The sequence below is a fragment of the Streptomyces hypolithicus genome (assembly GCF_052934925.1).
On sequence record NZ_CM128811.1, the window covers coordinates 1,825,420 to 1,842,476 of the forward strand.

Genomic DNA, 17,057 nt, shown 5'->3' on the forward strand with positions numbered 1-17,057 from the left:
ACCCACGAGCACGCCCTCGGGCGGTGCCAATTCGTTGTTCCGCGCCCCGGATTAAGGCGCCACACCCAGGATTCAACCAGCCTCAGCGCGAAACGGGCAGCCCGGAAGACGACGTGGCCGCAAGCTGGAGCGGCGAAGGCGGCACCGTCAGTGCCGGACCGCGGTCGGTCACGGAGCTGAGCGACAGCAGGGACGCCGACGGGCGTATGAGCGGCAACGGGACCTGGCTGGAGAGCGGAGGCGCCGGGAAGGGCCGGCTGAGCGCGACGCCCTGCGCTCCGCCACGGGCCGCTCCGGGCGAAACGAACGCGGGCGGGACGGCAGCGGTGCCGACCTCGGAGCCCGGCCGCGCCGGGCGCTTCCCGGAGGCGGCGAGGAGGCTCTGCCCGGAGCCGCGGCGGCGCGTGGTGTCCGAAGCCGCGGCGCTCGGTCCGGCGGTACGCAGCGGCGTGACGTTGTTGCCCGTACCCGAACCTCTGCCGGCCGGATCGCCCGCCGAGCCGACGGGCACGGCGCCGCCGAGCGCGAACGCGGCGAGCGAAACGGCGCTGGCCGCCGCGAAGGCCAGCCGCCGGGTGCGCCCGCCGGAGCGCTCCGCCTCCGCGCGGCGCACGTCATGGACGCGGAAACCGCCGGTGTGCCCGGTGGCCGGCGCGTACGCGAAATCGAAAGTGCCGGAAGACCTGCCGTCCGAGGCTCCGGTGCCGAACACACCCTGCCCGAAGCCGCCCTGGCCGAACGGCCGCGCGTCGTCGTTGCCGTCCGTGCCGGAGCCGCCACCCGGCAGCCCCTGAAGACGTGCGAGCAGGCCCTCCGAAGGCGGCGGGGGTGCGGAGGTGGAGAAGACGCTTTTCAGGCGGCGCTGGGCGTCGGCTTCGGCCTTGCACTTGGTACACGTGGCCAAATGCGACAGGACGCGCTCGCGGACGTCATGACTCAGCTCGCCGTCCACCAGGGCGGCCAGCCGGTCCCCCAGGTGCTGCTCGGCAGAGGTGGGCCGGGTGCCATTCACTCGACTCCGCCCTCTCCGCCGGAAGCAGGTCCACCGAGCCCCACCGTCGCAAGCGAGCGCTGCTCGGCACGGGCCTGCGGGGAGCGGTGCTTGAGCGCCTTACGCAGGTGGGAGCGGCCCCGGTGGATCCGGCTGCGCACGGTCCCGAGCTTGACGCCGAGCGTGGCGGCGATCTCCTCGTACGACAGGCCCTCAATGTCGCAGAGCACGACGGCGGCACGGAACTCCGGCGCGAGAGTGTCCAGCGCCTGCTGCACATCCGCGTCGAAGTGGGTGTCGTTGAAGACCTGCTGTGGGGAAGGCTCGCGGCTGGGCAGCCGCTCGGCCGCGTCGTCGCCGAGCGCGTCGAAACGGATGCGCTGCTTGCGGCGGACCATGTCCAGGAAGAGATTGGTGGTGATCCGGTGCAGCCAGCCCTCGAACGTACCCGGTGTGTACGTCGAGAGGGAACGGAAGACACGGACGAAGACCTCTTGGGTGAGGTCCTCGGCGTCGTGCTGATTTCCGGTCAGGCGGTAGGCAAGGCGGTAGACGCGACCACTGTGCGTGCTGACGATCTCCTCCCAGGTGGGAGGTGTCCACGCCTGGGATTCCGCATCGGAGGCGAAAGTCGCAGTCTGTGCGGGATGGGCGGCGGAACCTGCGCGGTCAGCAGTGTCGGTCACGGATTTCGGCTCACCCGACGACCTGAGAAAGCGCCGCAGCACTCCTCCCCGATCCACAGGCGCAGCCGCACCTCCCCTATCGGCTCTGGTGGTGTCCAGCGGAGCCCCTACCATAGCCACCTCGCCCGTTAGCTCCGGATAAGCATCTTTACGTGAATTTGGAACCCGCATACGGTCCTGATCCATGTCTCCCCCCGTCCTCTCCTAACGCCCGGTCCCATCTGCGGGTTCCCGACGTCAGCGGATACAGTCACGGTTGCGCCAACTACGGGGACAGGAGAGGGCCATTACCGCCAACCGGCAGACGAGCTGGGCGTTCGCCGACGCCTATGTCGCCGAGGACGACGCCTTGCGGTGGGCCCGTGACCGGTCCCGGGAGGCAGGACTGCCCTCGGTGTCACCCGGAACGGGCGCCGCGCTGCGGCTTCTCGCCGCCACCGCGGATGCCAAGGCGGTGGCGGAAATCGGCACGGGCACGGGCGTGTCCGGCATCTGCCTGCTGGGCGGCATGCGGCCCGACGGCGTACTGACCACGGTGGACCCGGAACCGGAGCGCCAGCAGTTCGCCCGCGAGGCGTTCCGGGCGGCCGGCTTCGCCGCGAACCGGGCCCGCTTCATTCCGGGGCACGCCCTCGACGTACTGCCGCGCCTCGCGGACGGCGGGTACGACCTCGTCTTCTGCGACGGCGACCGGCTGGAGAGCCTGGACTATCTCGCTGAATCGTTGCGCCTGCTGCGGCCCGGCGGAATCGTGGTGTTCGAAGGCGTCTTCGCGGACGGCCGCACGGTCGACTCCGCGGCGCAGCCGGCCGAGGTGCTGAAGCTTCGGGAGCTGCTGCGAGAGGTAAGGGAGAGCCGGCGGCTGGTGCCCACGCTGCTACCGGTCGGTGACGGGCTGCTCTGCGCGGTCGTGCGCGGCTGAGCCCGCCCGTACGCGTACGGGCGGGCTCGCCTTCGGGGCCGGACACACCACTGCCCCGGCGCACAGCGTGCGTACCGGGGCAGTGGAGAAAATCGGGCGTTCCGCTTCTTAGCCGACGACCTTCTTCAGAGCGTCGCCGAGCGCATCGGCCTCATCCGGAGTCAGCTCGACAACAAGTCGACCGCCGCCTTCGAGCGGAACGCGCATGACGATGCCCCGCCCCTCCTTGGTCACCTCGAGCGGGCCGTCGCCCGTCCGCGGCTTCATGGCCGCCATGCTCGTTCCCCTTCCTGAAACCAGCTCATCGCAGCCGGCGGCCCCAATAGAGGTGCTGTGTCACCGGCATCGAACACATTGCTTCCAGGCCATTATCCCGCATCGCAGGACCCAATGACCAACATCAGTCGGCATCGCTTGTGCAACGCGCGATCTCAAAACCACCCAATTCGGCGTTCCGCCTGCGATACTTCGCCGCCGCCGGGCACCCGGGACCCTCACTTTGTTAGACGCAGGTCACATGTGCAGCCCTGGTGATCTCCGCCATGCTGGGCACGACATGCCTGCCCGAGCCGCAAAAGGGGACCTGACGATGGCCGACACCGTGCTCTACGAGGTGACCGAAGGACTCGCGACGATCACCATCAATCGTCCCGAGGCCATGAACGCCATGAACATCGAGGCCAAGGTCGCCTTGAGGGACGCTGTGCAGGCCGCTGGGGCCGATCCCGCGGTGCGGGCGGTGCTGCTGACGGCCACCGGCCGGGCGTTCTGCGTGGGCCAGGACCTCAAGGAGCACACCGCGCTGCTGGCCGCCGACCGCGAGGCGGGCACCGGCGACACCATGAGCACCGTGCGCGAGCACTACAACCCGATCGTGCGGGCCCTCACTGGTATGCCGAAGCCCGTCGTCGCCGGGGTCAACGGTGTCGCGGCGGGCGCGGGCGCCGGCTTCGCGCTCGCCGCCGACTACCGGGTCGTCGCCGATACGGCCGCGTTCAACACGTCGTTCGCGGGCGTCGCCCTGACCGCCGACTCGGGCGTCTCCTGGACGCTGCCGCGCCTGATCGGCCAGAGCCGCGCCTCCGACCTGCTGCTCTTCCCGCGCTCGCTGTCCGCGCAGGAGGCCTTCGACCTGGGGATCGCCAACAAGCTCGTACCCGCCGCCGACCTCGCCGCCGAGGCCGCCGCCGTCGCACGCACCCTTGCCGACGGGCCCACCCTGGCCTACGCGGCGCTCAAGGAGTCCCTCGCGTACGGGGCGGGCCACAGCCTGGCGGAAACCCTGGAGAAAGAGGATGAACTCCAGTCGAAGGCGGGCGGGTCCGCGGACCACGCCATCGCGGTCCAGGCGTTCATCGCCAAGGAGAAGCCGAAGTATCTGGGTCGCTAGGTATCTGGGCCGCTAGTGCTACCGCGCGTTAGTCCTGCTGGGGTGGTTGGAGCCATGCGGAGGGGTCGCTGAGGTACAGCCCGCAGGCGCAATCGAGGGCTTCTTCGGGGGTGCCCTCGGGGCTGCCGGAGGGCAGGAGGGAGTCTTCGTAGGCGTTGCTGCTGCCCAGGTGGATGGCGAAGTCCCACAGGTCGGGCGTGCCGAGGTAGCGCAGGCGGAACAGGGGTGCGGGTTCGTCCTCGCCGGGCAGGGTGGCGGCCGCGTAGACGAACTGGCCCCGCCAGCGCACCGTCAGGTCGGTCAGCTGCGGCCAGCGGGTCGCGGCGTGGTCGCGCAGTCGGGAGGCGACGGCGAGCTTGGTGAACTCCGGTACGGGTTTGGCGGGCATGGTGCCCAGGGTGGCCGATACCCTGCCCGCTTGTCATGATCGACCGGCGGTGGGGAGCGGTGGCGGTGGGGGTGCCCAGCCCGTGGCAGGTCACACTCGGCGGGGCGGAGCGGGTGGCACTGGAGGCGGTCGCCCGCAAGGCGACCGCCCAGGCCCGCCAGGTGCAGCGCGCCCGCATCGTCCTGGCCGCCGCCGACGGCACGAGCAACGAGGCGATCGCCGACGACCTTCGGTGCGGCGTGGACACCGTGCGGCGGTGGCGCAGGCGCTGGTGCGAGCAGGGCATGGACGGCCTGGCCGACCGCAAACGCTCGGGCCGCCCGCGGAGGTACACGCCCGAGGACCGGTTGCGGATCGTGGCCACGGTGACTTCCCAGCGTCCCGAGGGCGACTCGCAGTGGACCCAGGCCGGCATCGCCACCTTCCTGTCCGACACCGGGATCTCCCGATCCCAGGTCGGACGGATCCTGCGGGACCTGGACCTCAAGCCACACCGGGTGCGCGGCTGGCTGACCCGCCCGCAGGACCCGGCGTTCTTCACCCGCGCGGCGGAGGTCTGCGACCTGTACCGGCACTGCCCCGCCAACTCGGTGGTGATCAGTGTGGACGAGAAGACCGCGATGGGTGCCCGCTCGCGCCGCCACCCCACCGTCCCGCCCGCGCCCGGCCGTGCGGAACGGGTGGAGTTCGAGTACCGCCGCCACGGCACCGCCTCGATCACCGCCGCGCTCAATGTGCACACCGGCGAGGTGATCACCGAGGAGCTGCCCCGCAACGACTCCAAGCACTTCATCCGCTTCCTGCACCGCCTGGACACCTGGATCAACAAGGAACTGACGATCCACCTGGTGATCGACAACGGCTCCTCGCACACCTCCAAGGCCACCCGGGCCTGGCTCAAGGTCCATCCCCGGTTCGTGGTCCACCACACGCCCAAGCACGCTTCGTGGTTGAACCAGGTGGAGATCTTCTTCTCGATCCTCGGTCGTCGGCTCATCCGGCGCGGCGAGTTCAACTCCCGCCAGAACCTCCTCGACCGCATCGACGGCTTCACCATCGCGTACAACGAGGACGCTCACCCGTTCCGCTGGACCTACGACGGCAGCCCACTCAAAGCGGCGTGAAAGCACTCAGCGATCACTGCCGCGCGTTCACCGCGGCGGTGATGACACCGAGGGCGGAACGCGGGGTCTTGCCAAGCAGTTTGGCGAGATCGTTCTCGGTGCCGCCCATGAAACCCCCCGCGATCGCGGAGAAGGTGCCCACAAGCATCGGGACCTGGAAGGCGGCCGCTCCAGAGGCAGCGATCGATGCGCGAGCCTGGGCCAGGGTGCCCGGCTCGAAGGAGACGGAGGTCCCGGTAGCCTCGGCGACGAGCCGAGCGAGGTCGTCGCCGCCGATCGCCTGCTCCCCGACCAGCTCGTAGGACCGTCCCACGTGCGAGGGCACGTCGGTGACAACCCGTACGGCAGCGTCGGCCAGATCCTCGCGAGCCACTGCGGCCAGCCGCCCATCCCCCAGCGGAACGGTGAGCTTACCGCCGGGGTCCGTGACGGCGAACATCGCAAGCAGCTCCGCGTAGAGGCCGTTGCGCAGGATCGTCCAGCGCGTGGTGCCCCTCATCAGCCTGAGCTCGGTCCAGCGGTGGGGCAGCGCATAGGTCAGATGATCCCCTGCGGCGGAAAGGCTGGTGTAGACGATGTGCTCGACCCCGACCTTCTCCGCCGCCTCGATTGCCGCGCCGTGACGTGCGATGACCACGTCGTCCTCGCCGTACCCGGCCGAGATGAGCAAGAGCGTGTCGACGCCGGCGAAGCCGTCCCTCAAGGAAGTCGGATCGTCGAAGTCGATGCGCCTCACCGGTACCCCTGCCGGAATGTTCTGCGGAGTCCGCGTGCCGACCACCACGTCGTCACGCCCAGCCAGACGCTCAACGACGAGCTTCCCCAGGCCACCCGTGGCACCGGTGACAAGGATCATCGGTTCATCCCCTCGCTAGTGGTTCTCTTCGGTAACTGACACCATCATCGATAACCGGAGAACATTTCGTAAGGAGGCACTTCAATGTCAGTGGGGCACATGGCAGTAACCACAGTTCCTGTGGTCTCCTGCGGCCAGGAACACGAGGACTGCGGAATCCGCGACGTCCTCGACCGGGTCGGGGACAAGTGGTCGGTCCTGGTGATCGTCGAACTGGCCCAGGGAGTACGCCGATTCAGCCAGCTCCAACGCGCGATCTCCGGCATCTCCCAACGGATGCTCACCTTGACCGTCCGCCGCCTGGAGCGCGACGGCCTGGTCTCCAGAACCGTCCACCCCGAGGTCCCGCCCCGGGTCGAGTACGAGTTGACCCCGATGGGCCACAGCCTCACTTTCCTGGTCAAGTCGCTCGCCGACTGGTCAGCCGACCACCGCGAAGCCATCGCGGCATCCCGCCAACGCTGGGATGCCGCCAACACAGCTCCATGACCCCCGCAGGACTTCCAGGCGGTAGCACTAGCTTGAGATTTAACCTCGCCGCTCGAACACGACCGCAAGTCGGCTTCACGGAACCAGCATGCGCACCGTTTGTCCCGACTTGCTTAGATTTCCGACTGTGCCGCGGAGCCTGCTCGTGCGGCAGGAAGGGCTGGTCGGAGCTGTTCGAATCCGGAGGTTAAATCTCAAGCTAGGACACCGCTGGACATCGCTGGGACACCGCGAGGACAGGCTTGGTCAGCTCCTGCCGCGCGCCAGGCACTGCTCCAGGTGGTCGTCGACCAGGCCGCACGCCTGCATCAGGGCGTACGCCGTCGTCGGGCCGACGAAACGGATGCCGCGCTTCTTGAGGGCCTTGGACAGGGCGAGGGACTCCGGGGTGATCGCCGGGACGTCCGAGATCGCCCGTGGGGCCGGGCGCGTCGCGGGGTCCGGTGCGTACGACCAGATCACCGAGTCGAGCTCGCCGGCCCGCCAGCCGGCGAGCGTCCTCGCGTTGGCGAGCGTCGCGTCGATCTTGGCGCGGTTGCGGATGATGCCAGGGTCGGCGATCAGACGCTCGGCGTCCGCGTCGGTGAAACCGGCCACCGACGCGATCTTGAAATCGGCGAAGGCGGTACGGAAGCCCTCGCGCCGGCGCAGGATCGTCAGCCAGGACAGACCGGACTGGAACGCCTCCAGGCACAGGCGTTCGTAGAGCGCGTCGTCGCCGTGGAGCGGGCGGCCCCACTCCGTGTCGTGGTAGGCGACGTACTCCTCGGCGGCGAGGCCCCACGGGCAGCGCAGGCCCCCGTCGGGCCCGGGCATCACTCCGAGGCCGGCCGCCGTCATGACGGGGGCCCCTCACCCGGGACGCCGGGTGCCTCCGGCGCGCCCCGGCCGGGCTTGAAGAGGTCCGTGCCGCCGACCGCTCCGGCCTGGGCCCCGGCCAGCGCCGCCTCCAGCTCTGCGATCCGCGCGTCCCGCTCGGCCAGCTCCGCGCCGAGCCTGCCGAGCACGTCGTCGACATCGCCCATGCGGTAGCCACGGGGAGCCATCGGCAGGCGCAGCGCCTCGACATCCGCGCGCCCCACCGGGCGCGCCACCGCCAGCGGGTCCACCAGCGTCTGCGGCGCGGCCTCCGGCAGGACTCCCCCGCTGTCGCTGCCGCCTCCGCCGACCACGGCGAAGGTGACCGCGGCGACCACCACGACCATCGCCACCACCAAGAACAAGAACACGAGCGTCTCCCCGGCCACGCGCAAAGCGGAATCTGTCCAGCTCCGATCGTGCCATGCGGCGCTGACAGTTAAGGTCGCAGGCGACCTATGCGAGGAGGAAACACGGTGCTCAGGCTGGGACGGCGCGAGTTCGGAGCGCATGAGCCGGTGATCATGGCGATCGTGAACCGGACCCCCGACTCGTTCTACGACCAGGGCGCGACGTTCCGCGACGAGCCCGCGCTCGCCCGGGTCGAGCAGGCGGTGTCGGACGGGGCCGCCATCGTCGACATCGGTGGCGTGAAAGCCGGCCCAGGGGAGGACGTGAGCGCCGCGGAGGAGGCCCGCCGCACGGTCGGTTTCGTGGCCGAGGTGCGCAGGCGCCACCCCGATGTGGTGATCAGCGTCGACACCTGGCGCAGCGAAGTGGGCGAGGCGGTCTGCGAGGCGGGGGCGGACCTGCTGAACGACGCCTGGGGCGGCGTCGACCCCCGGCTGGCGGAGGTCGCCGCGCGCCACGACGTGGGCCTGGTCTGTACGCATGCGGGGCGCGCGGAGCCGCGGACCCGGCCGCACCGGATCGCGTACGACGACGTCATGGCGGACATCCTCGACGTCACCGTCGGCCTGGCGGAGCGCGCCCACAAACTCGGGGTCCGGCGCGACGCGATCCTGATCGACCCCGGGCACGACTTCGGCAAGAACACCCGGCACAGCCTGGAGGCGACACGGCGGCTGGGCGAGATGGTCGAGACGGGGTGGCCGGTGCTGGTCTCGCTGTCCAACAAGGACTTCGTCGGCGAGACGCTGGACCGGCCGGTGAAGGAGCGGCTTGTCGGGACGCTGGCGACGACGGCGGTCTCCGCGTGGCTGGGGGCGCGGGTGTACCGGGTGCACGAGGTCGCCGAGACGCGGCAGGTGCTGGACATGGTGGCGTCGATCGCCGGGCACCGTCCGCCGGCGGTGGCGCGGCGGGGGCTGGCGTAGCCGGGGGCGGGCGCGGTGCGGCGGGGGTGCGCTCGGGGCTCCGCCCCAGACCCTGCTCCTCAAACGCCGGCGGGCTGGATGTGCCGAAAGCGGCACATCCAGCCCGCCGGGGGCGCTAGGTCCTGTCTGGAGTCCGAATCATGAGTTCGGTAGATCGCCTGCGCACAGGGGCTCGGTCTTGATAGGGCATCAGTCATGGCGCGAGGCGATCTCAACGACGAGCAGTGGACTCTGATCGAACCCCATCTCCCTATGGCTCAATGCCGGGAAGCTTGGCTTGATCATCTCGTGTGCGGGCGCTGGATGCAGCGAAGCTCCTGTAGAACGAGCGATCTACCACGATCGACTTGTTCGGAACAGGAGCTTCGTTGTCTGGGGAGTCTGGCATAGAGGGGTCGTCGCGTGCGAGCGCGGGACAGACGGGGCAGCTGGGTGTGTTGCGCCAGGTTGTGACACGGCGGATGGTCACGGATGTGCTGGCGGCTTCCGGCCGCGGGGACCGGCGTAGTGACGGCAAACTCTGCGCGGTGACGTGTGTGTTCTTCGTGCTCGCGTTGACGCTGTTCCCGAGAGACGGCTACCGGTCGGTGCTGTCGAAGCTGGCCGGTGGGACGGCGCGGCTGGCCGCGCGGGGCCAGCTGGTCTCCTCCTCGGCGCTGCGGCAGCGCCGCGTCACGCTGGGCCCGGAGCCGTTCCGGTTACTGTTCGAGCGGATCGCCGGGCCGGTCGGCACGGTCGCGATGCCGGGGGTGTTCTGGCGGGGGCTTCGGCTGGCCTCGGTGGACGGCACGTTTCTCGAGGTCGCCGACACCGCGGTGAACGCGGTGTTCGGCCGGACCCGCAATCAGCGGCGGATCGCCGCGTTCCCCCAGGTCCGCCTGGTCGCGCTGATCGAGTGCGGGACCCGGGCGCTGCTCGGGGTGGCGTTCGACATCCGCCGGGTCTGTGAGCAGGACCTGACACGGCGCCTGCTGGACCGGATGCGCCCCGGGATGCTGGTCCTGGCCGACCGGGGATTCCCGGGCTGGCTGCTGTGGGTCGATGCCGCCGCCGGCGGGGCGGATCTGTTGTGGCGGATCTCGGCGGCGGTGCGGCTGGTCCCCGACGAGGTCCTGCCCGACGGCTCCTGGCTCGCGACCCGGCACGCGCACAAGAACATCACGAAAGCCCTGGCGGGGCGGCCCCGGTCGGTACGGATCCGGGTGATCGAGATGGTGGTCGTCATCGAGGCCGCCGACGGGTCACGACGCCATGAGCCCTACCGGCTCATCACCACCTTGCTCGACCCTGCGGCCTTCCCCGCCGGTGAACTGGCCGCACTGTATTCCCAGCGGTGGGAATCCGAGCTCGAATTCCGGGACTTGAAGATCACTCAGCGCGGGGCACGCGCCGTCCTGAGATCGAAGACACCCGCGCTGTCAACCAGGAGATCTGGGCGTATCTCGTCACCCACCAGGCGATCCGCCGCACGATCAGTTCCACCGCCGCCGGCCACGGGCTCGATGCCGACCGGCTCTCCTTCACTGTCGCCCTGACCGTCGCCCGGGACACCGTGATCCGCACCACGGCGCGGATCGGCACCCACCTCGCCGAGATGACCACGTCGCTGCTGGCGAACCTGCGATCGGCCGAGCGACGCCTGCGGGTCTGCCCCCGGACCGTGAAACGCCCCAGCTCCATCTTCCCCTCGAAACCCGCCGGGCCGGCCAGCCGCAGCACAAAAATCACCGGATACGGGATCGAAATCATCCCACTCGACACAACCCCGCCGACCACCGCGGAGCCCGACAGCCACACGAGATGATCAAGCCAAGCTTCCCGGCATTGCCCTATGGCTGAGGTCGGTCCTATCCCCGACCTGCGGAAACATTTCAATGCGGTGATGTGGCGATTCCGCACGGGCAGCCCTTGGCGCGACCTGCCGACCGAGTTCGGGCCCTGGCAGAGTGCGTACGACCGCTTCCGAATCTGGGCGAGGCAGGGCGTCTTCCAGTACCTGATGGAGGCGGTGATCGCTGAGGCCGCCGCCCGCGGCCAGACCGATATGGGTCTGGTCAGCGTGGACTCCGCGACCGCCCGGGCCCACCACCACGCTGCCGGGATGGCCCTGGACCCGGAACAGTTGGCGGCCCTGGAGGCTGCTGTCGAGTCCGAAAAGGGGGCGGCACAAAGGGACAAAAGCTGCAGGACGGACAGGTCGAGGACGAAGCACGCGCCGAGCGGCGACGGGTCCGCCGACGACACCGGGCCCGCTTGAAAGGCGCTGAACTGGGACGTTCCCGGGGCGGACTGACCAGCAAGATCCATGTGGCGGCCGACCGGCGGTGCCGCCCACTGGCCTTCGTGCTCACGCCCGGACAGGCCGGCGACAGCCCACAGTTCACCCCGGTGCTGGAGCGGGTCAAGATGCGCGGTCCCCTCGGGCGCCCCCGGACCAGGCCGGACGCCGTGGCTGCGGACAAGGCGTACTCATCTCGGCGCAACCGCCACTATCTGCGGCAACGCGGGATTCGGGCGGTGATCCCGGAGAAGGTCGACCAGGCCGCGAACCGCAAGAAGCGCGGCAGCGCCGGAGGTCGGCCGGTTTCCCACGACGCGGAGCTGTACAAGGAGCGCAATACCGTGGAGCGGTGCATCAACCGGCTGCGGAATTGGCGCGGCATCGCGTTCCGCTTCGACAAGACTCCAGAGAGCTACGAGGCCGGCCTGCATCTATGTGGTGCGATGCTCTGGCTCCGCAGCATCGCACCACATTCATGATTCGGACTCCAGACAGGACCTAGTGCCGCTCCCCGGCAAGCTTTGCCCCGTCGCGCCGCCCAGCACGCACGCTCGCTGCATTGGCCAAAAGCCCTGGTAGCTCCTCCCCCAAGGCCTTAAGGGCCAGGGGCCCCCTCCAAGGACTCCCGGCCGCCTTGCGATCGCACGCACTGGACGACGCTCCTTATGGGGCAAACATTGCCGGTCGCGGCACTAGATGCCCGATTCCTTCGAGACCAGGGACACCGCTTCCTCCACGTCGTCCGTGACGTGGAACAGCGTCAGGTCGTGCTCCGACGCCTTGCCCTGGGCGATCACCGTGTTCCGCAGCCAGTCGACCAGGCCGCCCCAGTACTCCGTACCGAAGAGCACGATCGGGAAGCGGGTCACCTTGCGGGTCTGGACGAGGGTCAGGGCCTCGAAGAGCTCGTCCAGGGTGCCGAGGCCGCCCGGCAGGACCACGAAGCCGTGCGCGTACTTCACGAACATGATCTTGCGGACAAAGAAGTAGCGGAAGTTCACGCCGATGTCGACGTGCGGGTTGAGCCCCTGCTCGAACGGCAGCTCGATCCCGAGGCCGACCGAGACGCCCTTGGCCTCCCGCGCCCCCTTGTTCGCGGCCTCCATCGCCCCGGGCCCCCCGCCCGTGATCACGGCGAAGCCGGCGTCGACCAGGGCCCTGCCGAGCTCCACGCCCTTCTCGTACTCGGGTGAGCCCGGCGGCGTACGAGCCGAGCCGAAGACACTGATGGCGGGCGGCAGTTCGGCGAGCGCGCCGAAGCCGTCCACCAGCTCGGACTGCATCCGCATGACCCGCCAGGGGTCGGTGTGCACCCACCCGGAGTCACCCTCGGAGTCCAGCAGTCGCTGGTCCGTCGTGCCCGGCTGGATCTGCTCGCGGCGGCGCACCACGGGGCCCAGACGCCTCTCCTCCGGTGCCTGCTCCTCTTCAGGAAACGTCATGCCGTGCTCCTTCCGCTGCCGAACCTGGTCGGACCAGCGTAGGTCCACAGACGTGACGAAAAGTGAAATTCAGGCGGTCAGCCAAGCGTGAAGTCGTTCCTCACAGTGCGTGATGCGCTCGACGGCGACGTGCTCGTCCCGCTTGTGCGCGTACAGCGGGTCGGCCGGCCCGTAGTTGACCGCCGGAACGCCGAGCGCGCTGAAGCGCGAGACGTCCGTCCAGCCGAACTTGGGCTTCGCCGTGCCGCCCACCGCCGCCATGAAGGCCGCCGCGGCCGGGTGCGACAGGCCCGGCAGGGCCGCCGGCGAGTGGTCGTCCACGACGAACTCCGTCACGCCGCAGCCGGCGAAGACCTCGCGCACATGCGCCACGGCCTCGGCCTCACTGCGGTCGGGGGCGTACCGGAAGTTGACCGCCACGGTGCAGGCATCGGGGATCACGTTGCCGGCGACTCCGCCCTCGATACGCACGGCGTTGAGCCCCTCGCGGTACTCCAGGCCGTCGATCACCGGCCGGCGCGGTTCGTACGCCGCGAGCGCCGCCAGGATCGGCGCTGCCGCGTGGATCGCGTTGGAGCCCATCCAGCCGCGCGCCGAGTGGGCCCGCTCACCCGCCGTGCGCAGCAGCACCCGCAGCGTGCCCTGACAGCCGCCCTCGACCTGGGCGTCGGACGGTTCGAGGAGGACGGCGAAGTCGCCCTCCAGCCAGTCGGGGTGGGCTTCGGCGACGTGTCCGAGGCCGTTGAGGTGGGCGGCGACCTCTTCGTTGTCGTAGAAGACGAAGGTCAGGTCCCGGTTGGGTGCGGGGACGGTCGCGGCGATACGCAGCTGAACCGCGACCCCGGACTTCATGTCGCTCGTCCCGCAGCCCCACAGCACGCCGTTCTCGTCGAGCCTGGACGGCACGTTGCCGGCGATCGGGACGGTGTCGATGTGACCGGCCAGGATGATCCGCTCGGGGCGCCCCAGGTTCGTACGGGCGACCACGTTGTTGCCGTGCCGGTCGACGGTGAGGTGGGGGAGCGCGCGCAGGGCCTGCTCGATGGCGTCGGCGAGCGGCTTCTCGTTGCCGCTCTCCGACGGGAAGTCGACGAGACGGGCGGTCAGCGCGGGGGCGTCCAGAGTGAGATCGAGCGGTGTTTCGTCCATGCCCCGAGCCTAACGGCCGCGTCCGCAGAGGGTCGTACGGCCGGGTGGGAGGCCCTCCGAAGCCTGGCTGTCGGACCTCTCCAGTACCTTGGGCAACGTGCCTGAGTCGACCACTTCCACAACTCGCGGCCGCCCACTGCGCATCGCAGCGGGCCTCGTCGTGCTGCTGGCGCTGGCCGGGTATCTGGTGGCGCAGTACGTGACGGGCGGCGGCGGAGCGCCGCGGTGCGCGGTGCGTTCGGCGGAGGGCGACGGGGAGACGTACGAGATCAGCCCCGAGCAGGCCGTCAACGCGGCCACGATCTCCGCCGTCGGCACCTCGCGCGGTCTGCCGGAGCGGGCGGTGACCATCGCGCTCGCGACCGCGCTCCAGGAATCCGCGCTGCGCAACATCACGCACGGCGACCGTGACTCGCTGGGCCTCTTCCAGCAGCGCCCCTCACAGGGCTGGGGCACCGAGAAGCAGATCCTGGACCCCGGATACTCGGCGACGAAGTTCTACGAGCGCCTGGAGAAGGTGCCCGGCTACTCGCGGCTGCCGCTCACGGTCGCCGCGCAGCGCGTCCAGCGCAGTGGCTTCCCGCAGGCGTACGCCAAACACGAGCCGGACGCGGCGCTGCTGGCCGCCGCGCTCACCGGGCGGGCGGCGGCGTCGCTGACGTGTGCGGCACCCCGGGGCGCGGAGTCGGGCAAGCCGGCCGACGTACGGGCCGCGCTGGCACGCGACTTCGGGTCCGAGGTGCTGGGCGGGGCGCGGGCCGAGGGGTCCGCGGACGGTGCTGCGGGGCGCGGCTCGGCGGGCGCGGCGGACCCCAAGTCGCAGCTCGGCGCCCCCGCGGCGACGACGGTGACCGTGCCCGTACCCGCCCGCGCGGCGGGTCGCGGCGGGGCCGCAGGGGATCGGCGGGGCTGGGAGCTGGCGCACTGGGCGGTCGCCCATGCGTCGGAGCTGCGCATAGAGCGGGTCGCCTACGCGGGCAAGGTGTGGTCGGCCGGGGATTCCGGCGAGAAATGGCAGCCGGAAAGCGTACGAAAAGGCTCCGGAGCCGACACCGGAGCGGTCCGGATCACCACCGCACAATAGTGCGGATGGTCACCCGAAAGCAGTAAGCAAGGCGTCTTTCGCCGGGTGCGGCGGTCGAACTCGCGCACGCATTCTCCGGTAGCCCCGCTTTTCCGCATTTTCCTTGCGGGCAAAGGGAACCGGCGGCCCTGCGCCACCCCCCGCCGCAGATCATTTGCCCGGATTCCTCCTGAGCCGATAATGCGACGCATTACCAACTCTTTGCCTTGGCTCACCGCAACCTCTCCCTCCCTTCGAGCTGTTGTCATGGCGTCTGACCGTCGGACCGAAAGTCCTCGTCAGCCTCGTGATTCTCGTCATTCTCGTCAACGTATTCCCGCTAAGGAGCACAATGTCCCTCCCCCTGACCCGTCGGATCGCCCGCGCCGCACTTCTCATCGCGGCCGGCGCAGCCCCTGTGGTCGGTGCGGCCGGCTCCGCGAGCGCCGCCGGCCTGCCCGCGGCCACGGACCTGGCCGGCGTGAGCGCCCTGGACGGCGCAAGTCTCGGTGACGCCGTCGACGGAGCGGCGCAGAAGACCACGAACATGGCCGGCGACAGCGGCAGCAAGGCTGTCAAGAAGGCCGTCCCGACCGCGGGCAAGACCGTCGGCAAGGCCGGCAAGACGGCCACCCCCGCCGCCCAGAAGGCCGCCGGCGATGTCGCGGGCACCGCCGGGGAAGTCGTGGGCGAGACCACCTCGACCGCGTCCGGCAGCGGCCTGCCGGCCAAGGGCGGCCTGCCCACCGACTCGCTGCCCACGGACTCGCTGCCCACCGCGGGCGGCGGCCTGCCGCTGAACGGGCTTCCGCTCGGCTAGTCCGTACCCAGAGCTGAGGGGGCCCCGGGGAGCACGAACTCCCCGGGCCCCTTCGTCGCGTATACCGCCCGTCGTGTTTGGCCGCCCGCTCAGCCGCCGAGGCGCTCGACCGCCGCCGCGACGCGCTCGTCGGTGGCCGTGAACGCCACCCGTACGAAGCGGTCCCCCGCCGGGCCGTAGAAGTCGCCCGGCGCCACCAGGATGCCCAGGTCCGCGAGGTGGGCCACGGTCTGCCAGCACGGCTCGTCGCGCGTCGCCCACAGGTAGAGGCTCGCCTCACTGTGCTCGATCCGGAAACCGTGCCCCTCCAGCGCGCCGCGCAGCGCCGCTCGCCGGGCCGCGTACCGCTCGCGCTGCTCGGCCACGTGCGCGTCGTCCCCGAGCGCCGCCACCGTCGCCGCCTGCACCGGCCCCGGCGTCATCATGCCGCCGTGCTTGCGGATCAGCAGCAGGTCGGCGAGGACGTCCTCGTCGCCCGCGAGGAACGCGGCCCGGTAGCCGGCCAGGTTGGAACGCTTGGACAGCGAGTGGACGGCGACGATTCCCTCGTACGTACCGCCGCAGACATCGGGGTGCAGTACCGAAACGGGCTCGGCCTCCCAGCCCAGCTCCAGGTAGCACTCGTCGCTGAACACCAGCACACCGTGCTCGCGCGCCCACGCCACGATCCGGGTCAGCTCGTCCTTGGCCAGCACCCGGCCCGTCGGGTTCGACGGCGAGTTGAGCCAGAGCAGCTTGAGGCGCGCGGGGTCGAGGTCGGTGGTCGGATCGTCGTACGCGACCGGCTCGGCGCCCGCCAGCCGTGCGCCCACCTCATACGTCGGGTACGCGAGCCGGGGGTACGCGACCTGGTCCCCCGCCCCCAGCCCCAGCTGGGTCGGCAGCCAGGCCACCAGCTCCTTCGAACCGACCACCGGCAGGACGTTGCGGTGCGCCACCCCCCGCGCACCCAGCCGCCGCTCCACCCAGCCCGTCAGCGCGTCCCGCAGCGCCGCCGTGCCCCACACCGTCGGATAGCCCGGCGAGTCCGCGGCCGCGACGAGTGCCTGGCGGATCAGCTCGGGAACCGGGTCGACGGGCGTGCCGACGGACAGGTCCACGATGCCGTCCGGGTGGGCGGCCGCGGTCGCTTTGTACGGCTCCAGCTTGTCCCAGGGGAAGACGGGCAGACGGTCAGTGACTGCGGACACGGTGGATCGCTTTCTCGTGCTCGTACGGGCTCTGGAAACGCCTCGGTCCCGTACAGCGATGAGGCCGTACG

Annotated in this window: 19 protein-coding genes and 1 pseudogene; 10 read left to right on the plus strand and 10 right to left on the minus strand. The window is 70.3% G+C overall.

All coding sequences use genetic code 11. From position 1 onward, the window contains the following. Positions 1–82: 82 nt before the first annotated feature. The gene (locus ACU6WZ_RS08365) at positions 83–1,012 is read right to left on the minus strand and encodes an anti-sigma factor family protein (protein ID WP_447032484.1); all 930 of its coding nucleotides are present in this window, start codon (positions 1,010–1,012) and stop codon (positions 83–85) included. Then, positions 1,009–1,791: an RNA polymerase sigma factor SigE gene (sigE, locus tag ACU6WZ_RS08370; protein ID WP_447032485.1), complete on the minus strand. Its 783-nt coding sequence runs from the start codon at positions 1,789–1,791 to the stop codon at positions 1,009–1,011. The genes ACU6WZ_RS08365 and sigE overlap by 4 nt, the downstream gene beginning before the upstream one ends. 142 nt (positions 1,792–1,933) lie before the next feature. Here sigE and ACU6WZ_RS08375 point away from each other — a divergent pair, with 142 nt between their 5' ends. Next, the gene (locus tag ACU6WZ_RS08375; RefSeq protein ID WP_447032486.1) at positions 1,934–2,599 is read left to right on the plus strand and encodes an O-methyltransferase; all 666 of its coding nucleotides are present in this window, start codon (positions 1,934–1,936) and stop codon (positions 2,597–2,599) included. Positions 2,600–2,707: 108 nt separating this feature from the next. Here ACU6WZ_RS08375 and ACU6WZ_RS08380 read toward each other — a convergent pair whose 3' ends face one another. Next, the gene (locus ACU6WZ_RS08380; protein ID WP_003966491.1) at positions 2,708–2,875 is read right to left on the minus strand and encodes a DUF3117 domain-containing protein; all 168 of its coding nucleotides are present in this window, start codon (positions 2,873–2,875) and stop codon (positions 2,708–2,710) included. Positions 2,876–3,188: 313 nt separating this feature from the next. On the opposite strand from ACU6WZ_RS08380, the gene chcB reads away from it, so the two are divergent. Further along, positions 3,189–3,989 carry a 2-cyclohexenylcarbonyl CoA isomerase gene (gene chcB, locus ACU6WZ_RS08385; protein WP_447032487.1) on the plus strand — a complete coding sequence of 267 codons (801 nt, stop codon included), beginning with the start codon at positions 3,189–3,191 and terminating at the stop codon, positions 3,987–3,989. 28 nt (positions 3,990–4,017) lie between these two features. Here chcB and ACU6WZ_RS08390 read toward each other — a convergent pair whose 3' ends face one another. Next, the gene (locus tag ACU6WZ_RS08390) at positions 4,018–4,377 is read right to left on the minus strand and encodes a hypothetical protein (RefSeq protein WP_269274032.1); all 360 of its coding nucleotides are present in this window, start codon (positions 4,375–4,377) and stop codon (positions 4,018–4,020) included. Between the two features lie 35 nt (positions 4,378–4,412). Between ACU6WZ_RS08390 and ACU6WZ_RS08395 the strand changes: the two genes are divergently transcribed. Continuing rightward, positions 4,413–5,501, plus strand: coding sequence for an IS630 family transposase (locus ACU6WZ_RS08395; protein WP_447032488.1), 1,089 nt, complete (start codon positions 4,413–4,415; stop codon positions 5,499–5,501). A gap of 13 nt (positions 5,502–5,514) precedes the next feature. Here ACU6WZ_RS08395 and ACU6WZ_RS08400 read toward each other — a convergent pair whose 3' ends face one another. Further along, positions 5,515–6,357: an NAD(P)H-binding protein gene (locus ACU6WZ_RS08400; protein WP_447032489.1), complete on the minus strand. Its 843-nt coding sequence runs from the start codon at positions 6,355–6,357 to the stop codon at positions 5,515–5,517. Between the two features lie 84 nt (positions 6,358–6,441). On the opposite strand from ACU6WZ_RS08400, the gene ACU6WZ_RS08405 reads away from it, so the two are divergent. Further along, complete coding sequence (locus tag ACU6WZ_RS08405) at positions 6,442–6,846, plus strand: winged helix-turn-helix transcriptional regulator (protein ID WP_447032490.1); 405 nt, start codon at positions 6,442–6,444, stop codon at positions 6,844–6,846. 246 nt (positions 6,847–7,092) lie between these two features. On the opposite strand, the gene ACU6WZ_RS08410 is transcribed toward ACU6WZ_RS08405, so the two are convergent. Next, positions 7,093–7,686: a DNA-3-methyladenine glycosylase I gene (locus tag ACU6WZ_RS08410; RefSeq protein WP_447032491.1), complete on the minus strand. Its 594-nt coding sequence runs from the start codon at positions 7,684–7,686 to the stop codon at positions 7,093–7,095. Further along, a complete protein-coding gene (locus ACU6WZ_RS08415; RefSeq protein WP_447032492.1) occupies positions 7,683–8,075 on the minus strand; it encodes a hypothetical protein in 393 nt (130 codons plus the stop codon). Before ACU6WZ_RS08415 ends, ACU6WZ_RS08410 begins: the two co-directional genes overlap by 4 nt. Positions 8,076–8,180: 105 nt before the next feature. On the opposite strand from ACU6WZ_RS08415, the gene folP reads away from it, so the two are divergent. The 4 genes and pseudogenes from folP to ACU6WZ_RS08435 all read left to right on the plus strand — a co-directional run bounded on the left by folP (position 8,181) and on the right by ACU6WZ_RS08435 (position 11,801). After that, positions 8,181–9,041, plus strand: coding sequence for a dihydropteroate synthase (gene folP / locus ACU6WZ_RS08420; protein WP_447032493.1), 861 nt, complete (start codon positions 8,181–8,183; stop codon positions 9,039–9,041). Positions 9,042–9,502: 461 nt separating this feature from the next. Then, a complete protein-coding gene (locus tag ACU6WZ_RS08425) occupies positions 9,503–10,576 on the plus strand; it encodes an IS4 family transposase (RefSeq protein WP_447032494.1) in 1,074 nt (357 codons plus the stop codon). Positions 10,577–10,593: 17 nt separating this feature from the next. Continuing rightward, positions 10,594–10,845, plus strand: coding sequence for a hypothetical protein (locus tag ACU6WZ_RS08430; protein WP_447032495.1), 252 nt, complete (start codon positions 10,594–10,596; stop codon positions 10,843–10,845). A gap of 27 nt (positions 10,846–10,872) precedes the next feature. Continuing rightward, positions 10,873–11,801, plus strand: a pseudogene (locus ACU6WZ_RS08435) (IS5 family transposase). Between the two features lie 213 nt (positions 11,802–12,014). Here ACU6WZ_RS08435 and ACU6WZ_RS08440 read toward each other — a convergent pair. Together ACU6WZ_RS08440 and dapE are read right to left on the minus strand one after the other, a co-directional pair. Further along, entirely contained in the window at positions 12,015–12,764 is a 750-nt protein-coding gene (locus tag ACU6WZ_RS08440) for an LOG family protein (RefSeq protein ID WP_447032496.1), read from the minus strand. Between the two features lie 69 nt (positions 12,765–12,833). After that, positions 12,834–13,913, minus strand: a complete 1,080-nt coding sequence (gene dapE, locus ACU6WZ_RS08445) for a succinyl-diaminopimelate desuccinylase (RefSeq protein ID WP_447032497.1) — start codon at positions 13,911–13,913, stop codon at positions 12,834–12,836. Positions 13,914–14,010: 97 nt separating this feature from the next. Between dapE and ACU6WZ_RS08450 the strand changes: the two genes are divergently transcribed. Then, positions 14,011–14,997 (plus strand): VldE C-terminal domain-containing protein, encoded by a 987-nt coding sequence (locus ACU6WZ_RS08450; protein WP_447032498.1) that lies wholly within the window; start codon positions 14,011–14,013, stop codon positions 14,995–14,997. Positions 14,998–15,328: 331 nt separating this feature from the next. Beyond that, positions 15,329–15,796, plus strand: a complete 468-nt coding sequence (locus tag ACU6WZ_RS08455) for an ATP-binding protein (protein WP_447032499.1) — start codon at positions 15,329–15,331, stop codon at positions 15,794–15,796. 89 nt (positions 15,797–15,885) lie between these two features. Here ACU6WZ_RS08455 and ACU6WZ_RS08460 read toward each other — a convergent pair whose 3' ends face one another. Then, the gene (locus tag ACU6WZ_RS08460; protein ID WP_447032500.1) at positions 15,886–16,986 is read right to left on the minus strand and encodes a bifunctional succinyldiaminopimelate transaminase/glutamate-prephenate aminotransferase; all 1,101 of its coding nucleotides are present in this window, start codon (positions 16,984–16,986) and stop codon (positions 15,886–15,888) included. Positions 16,987–17,057: the final 71 nt, after the last annotated feature.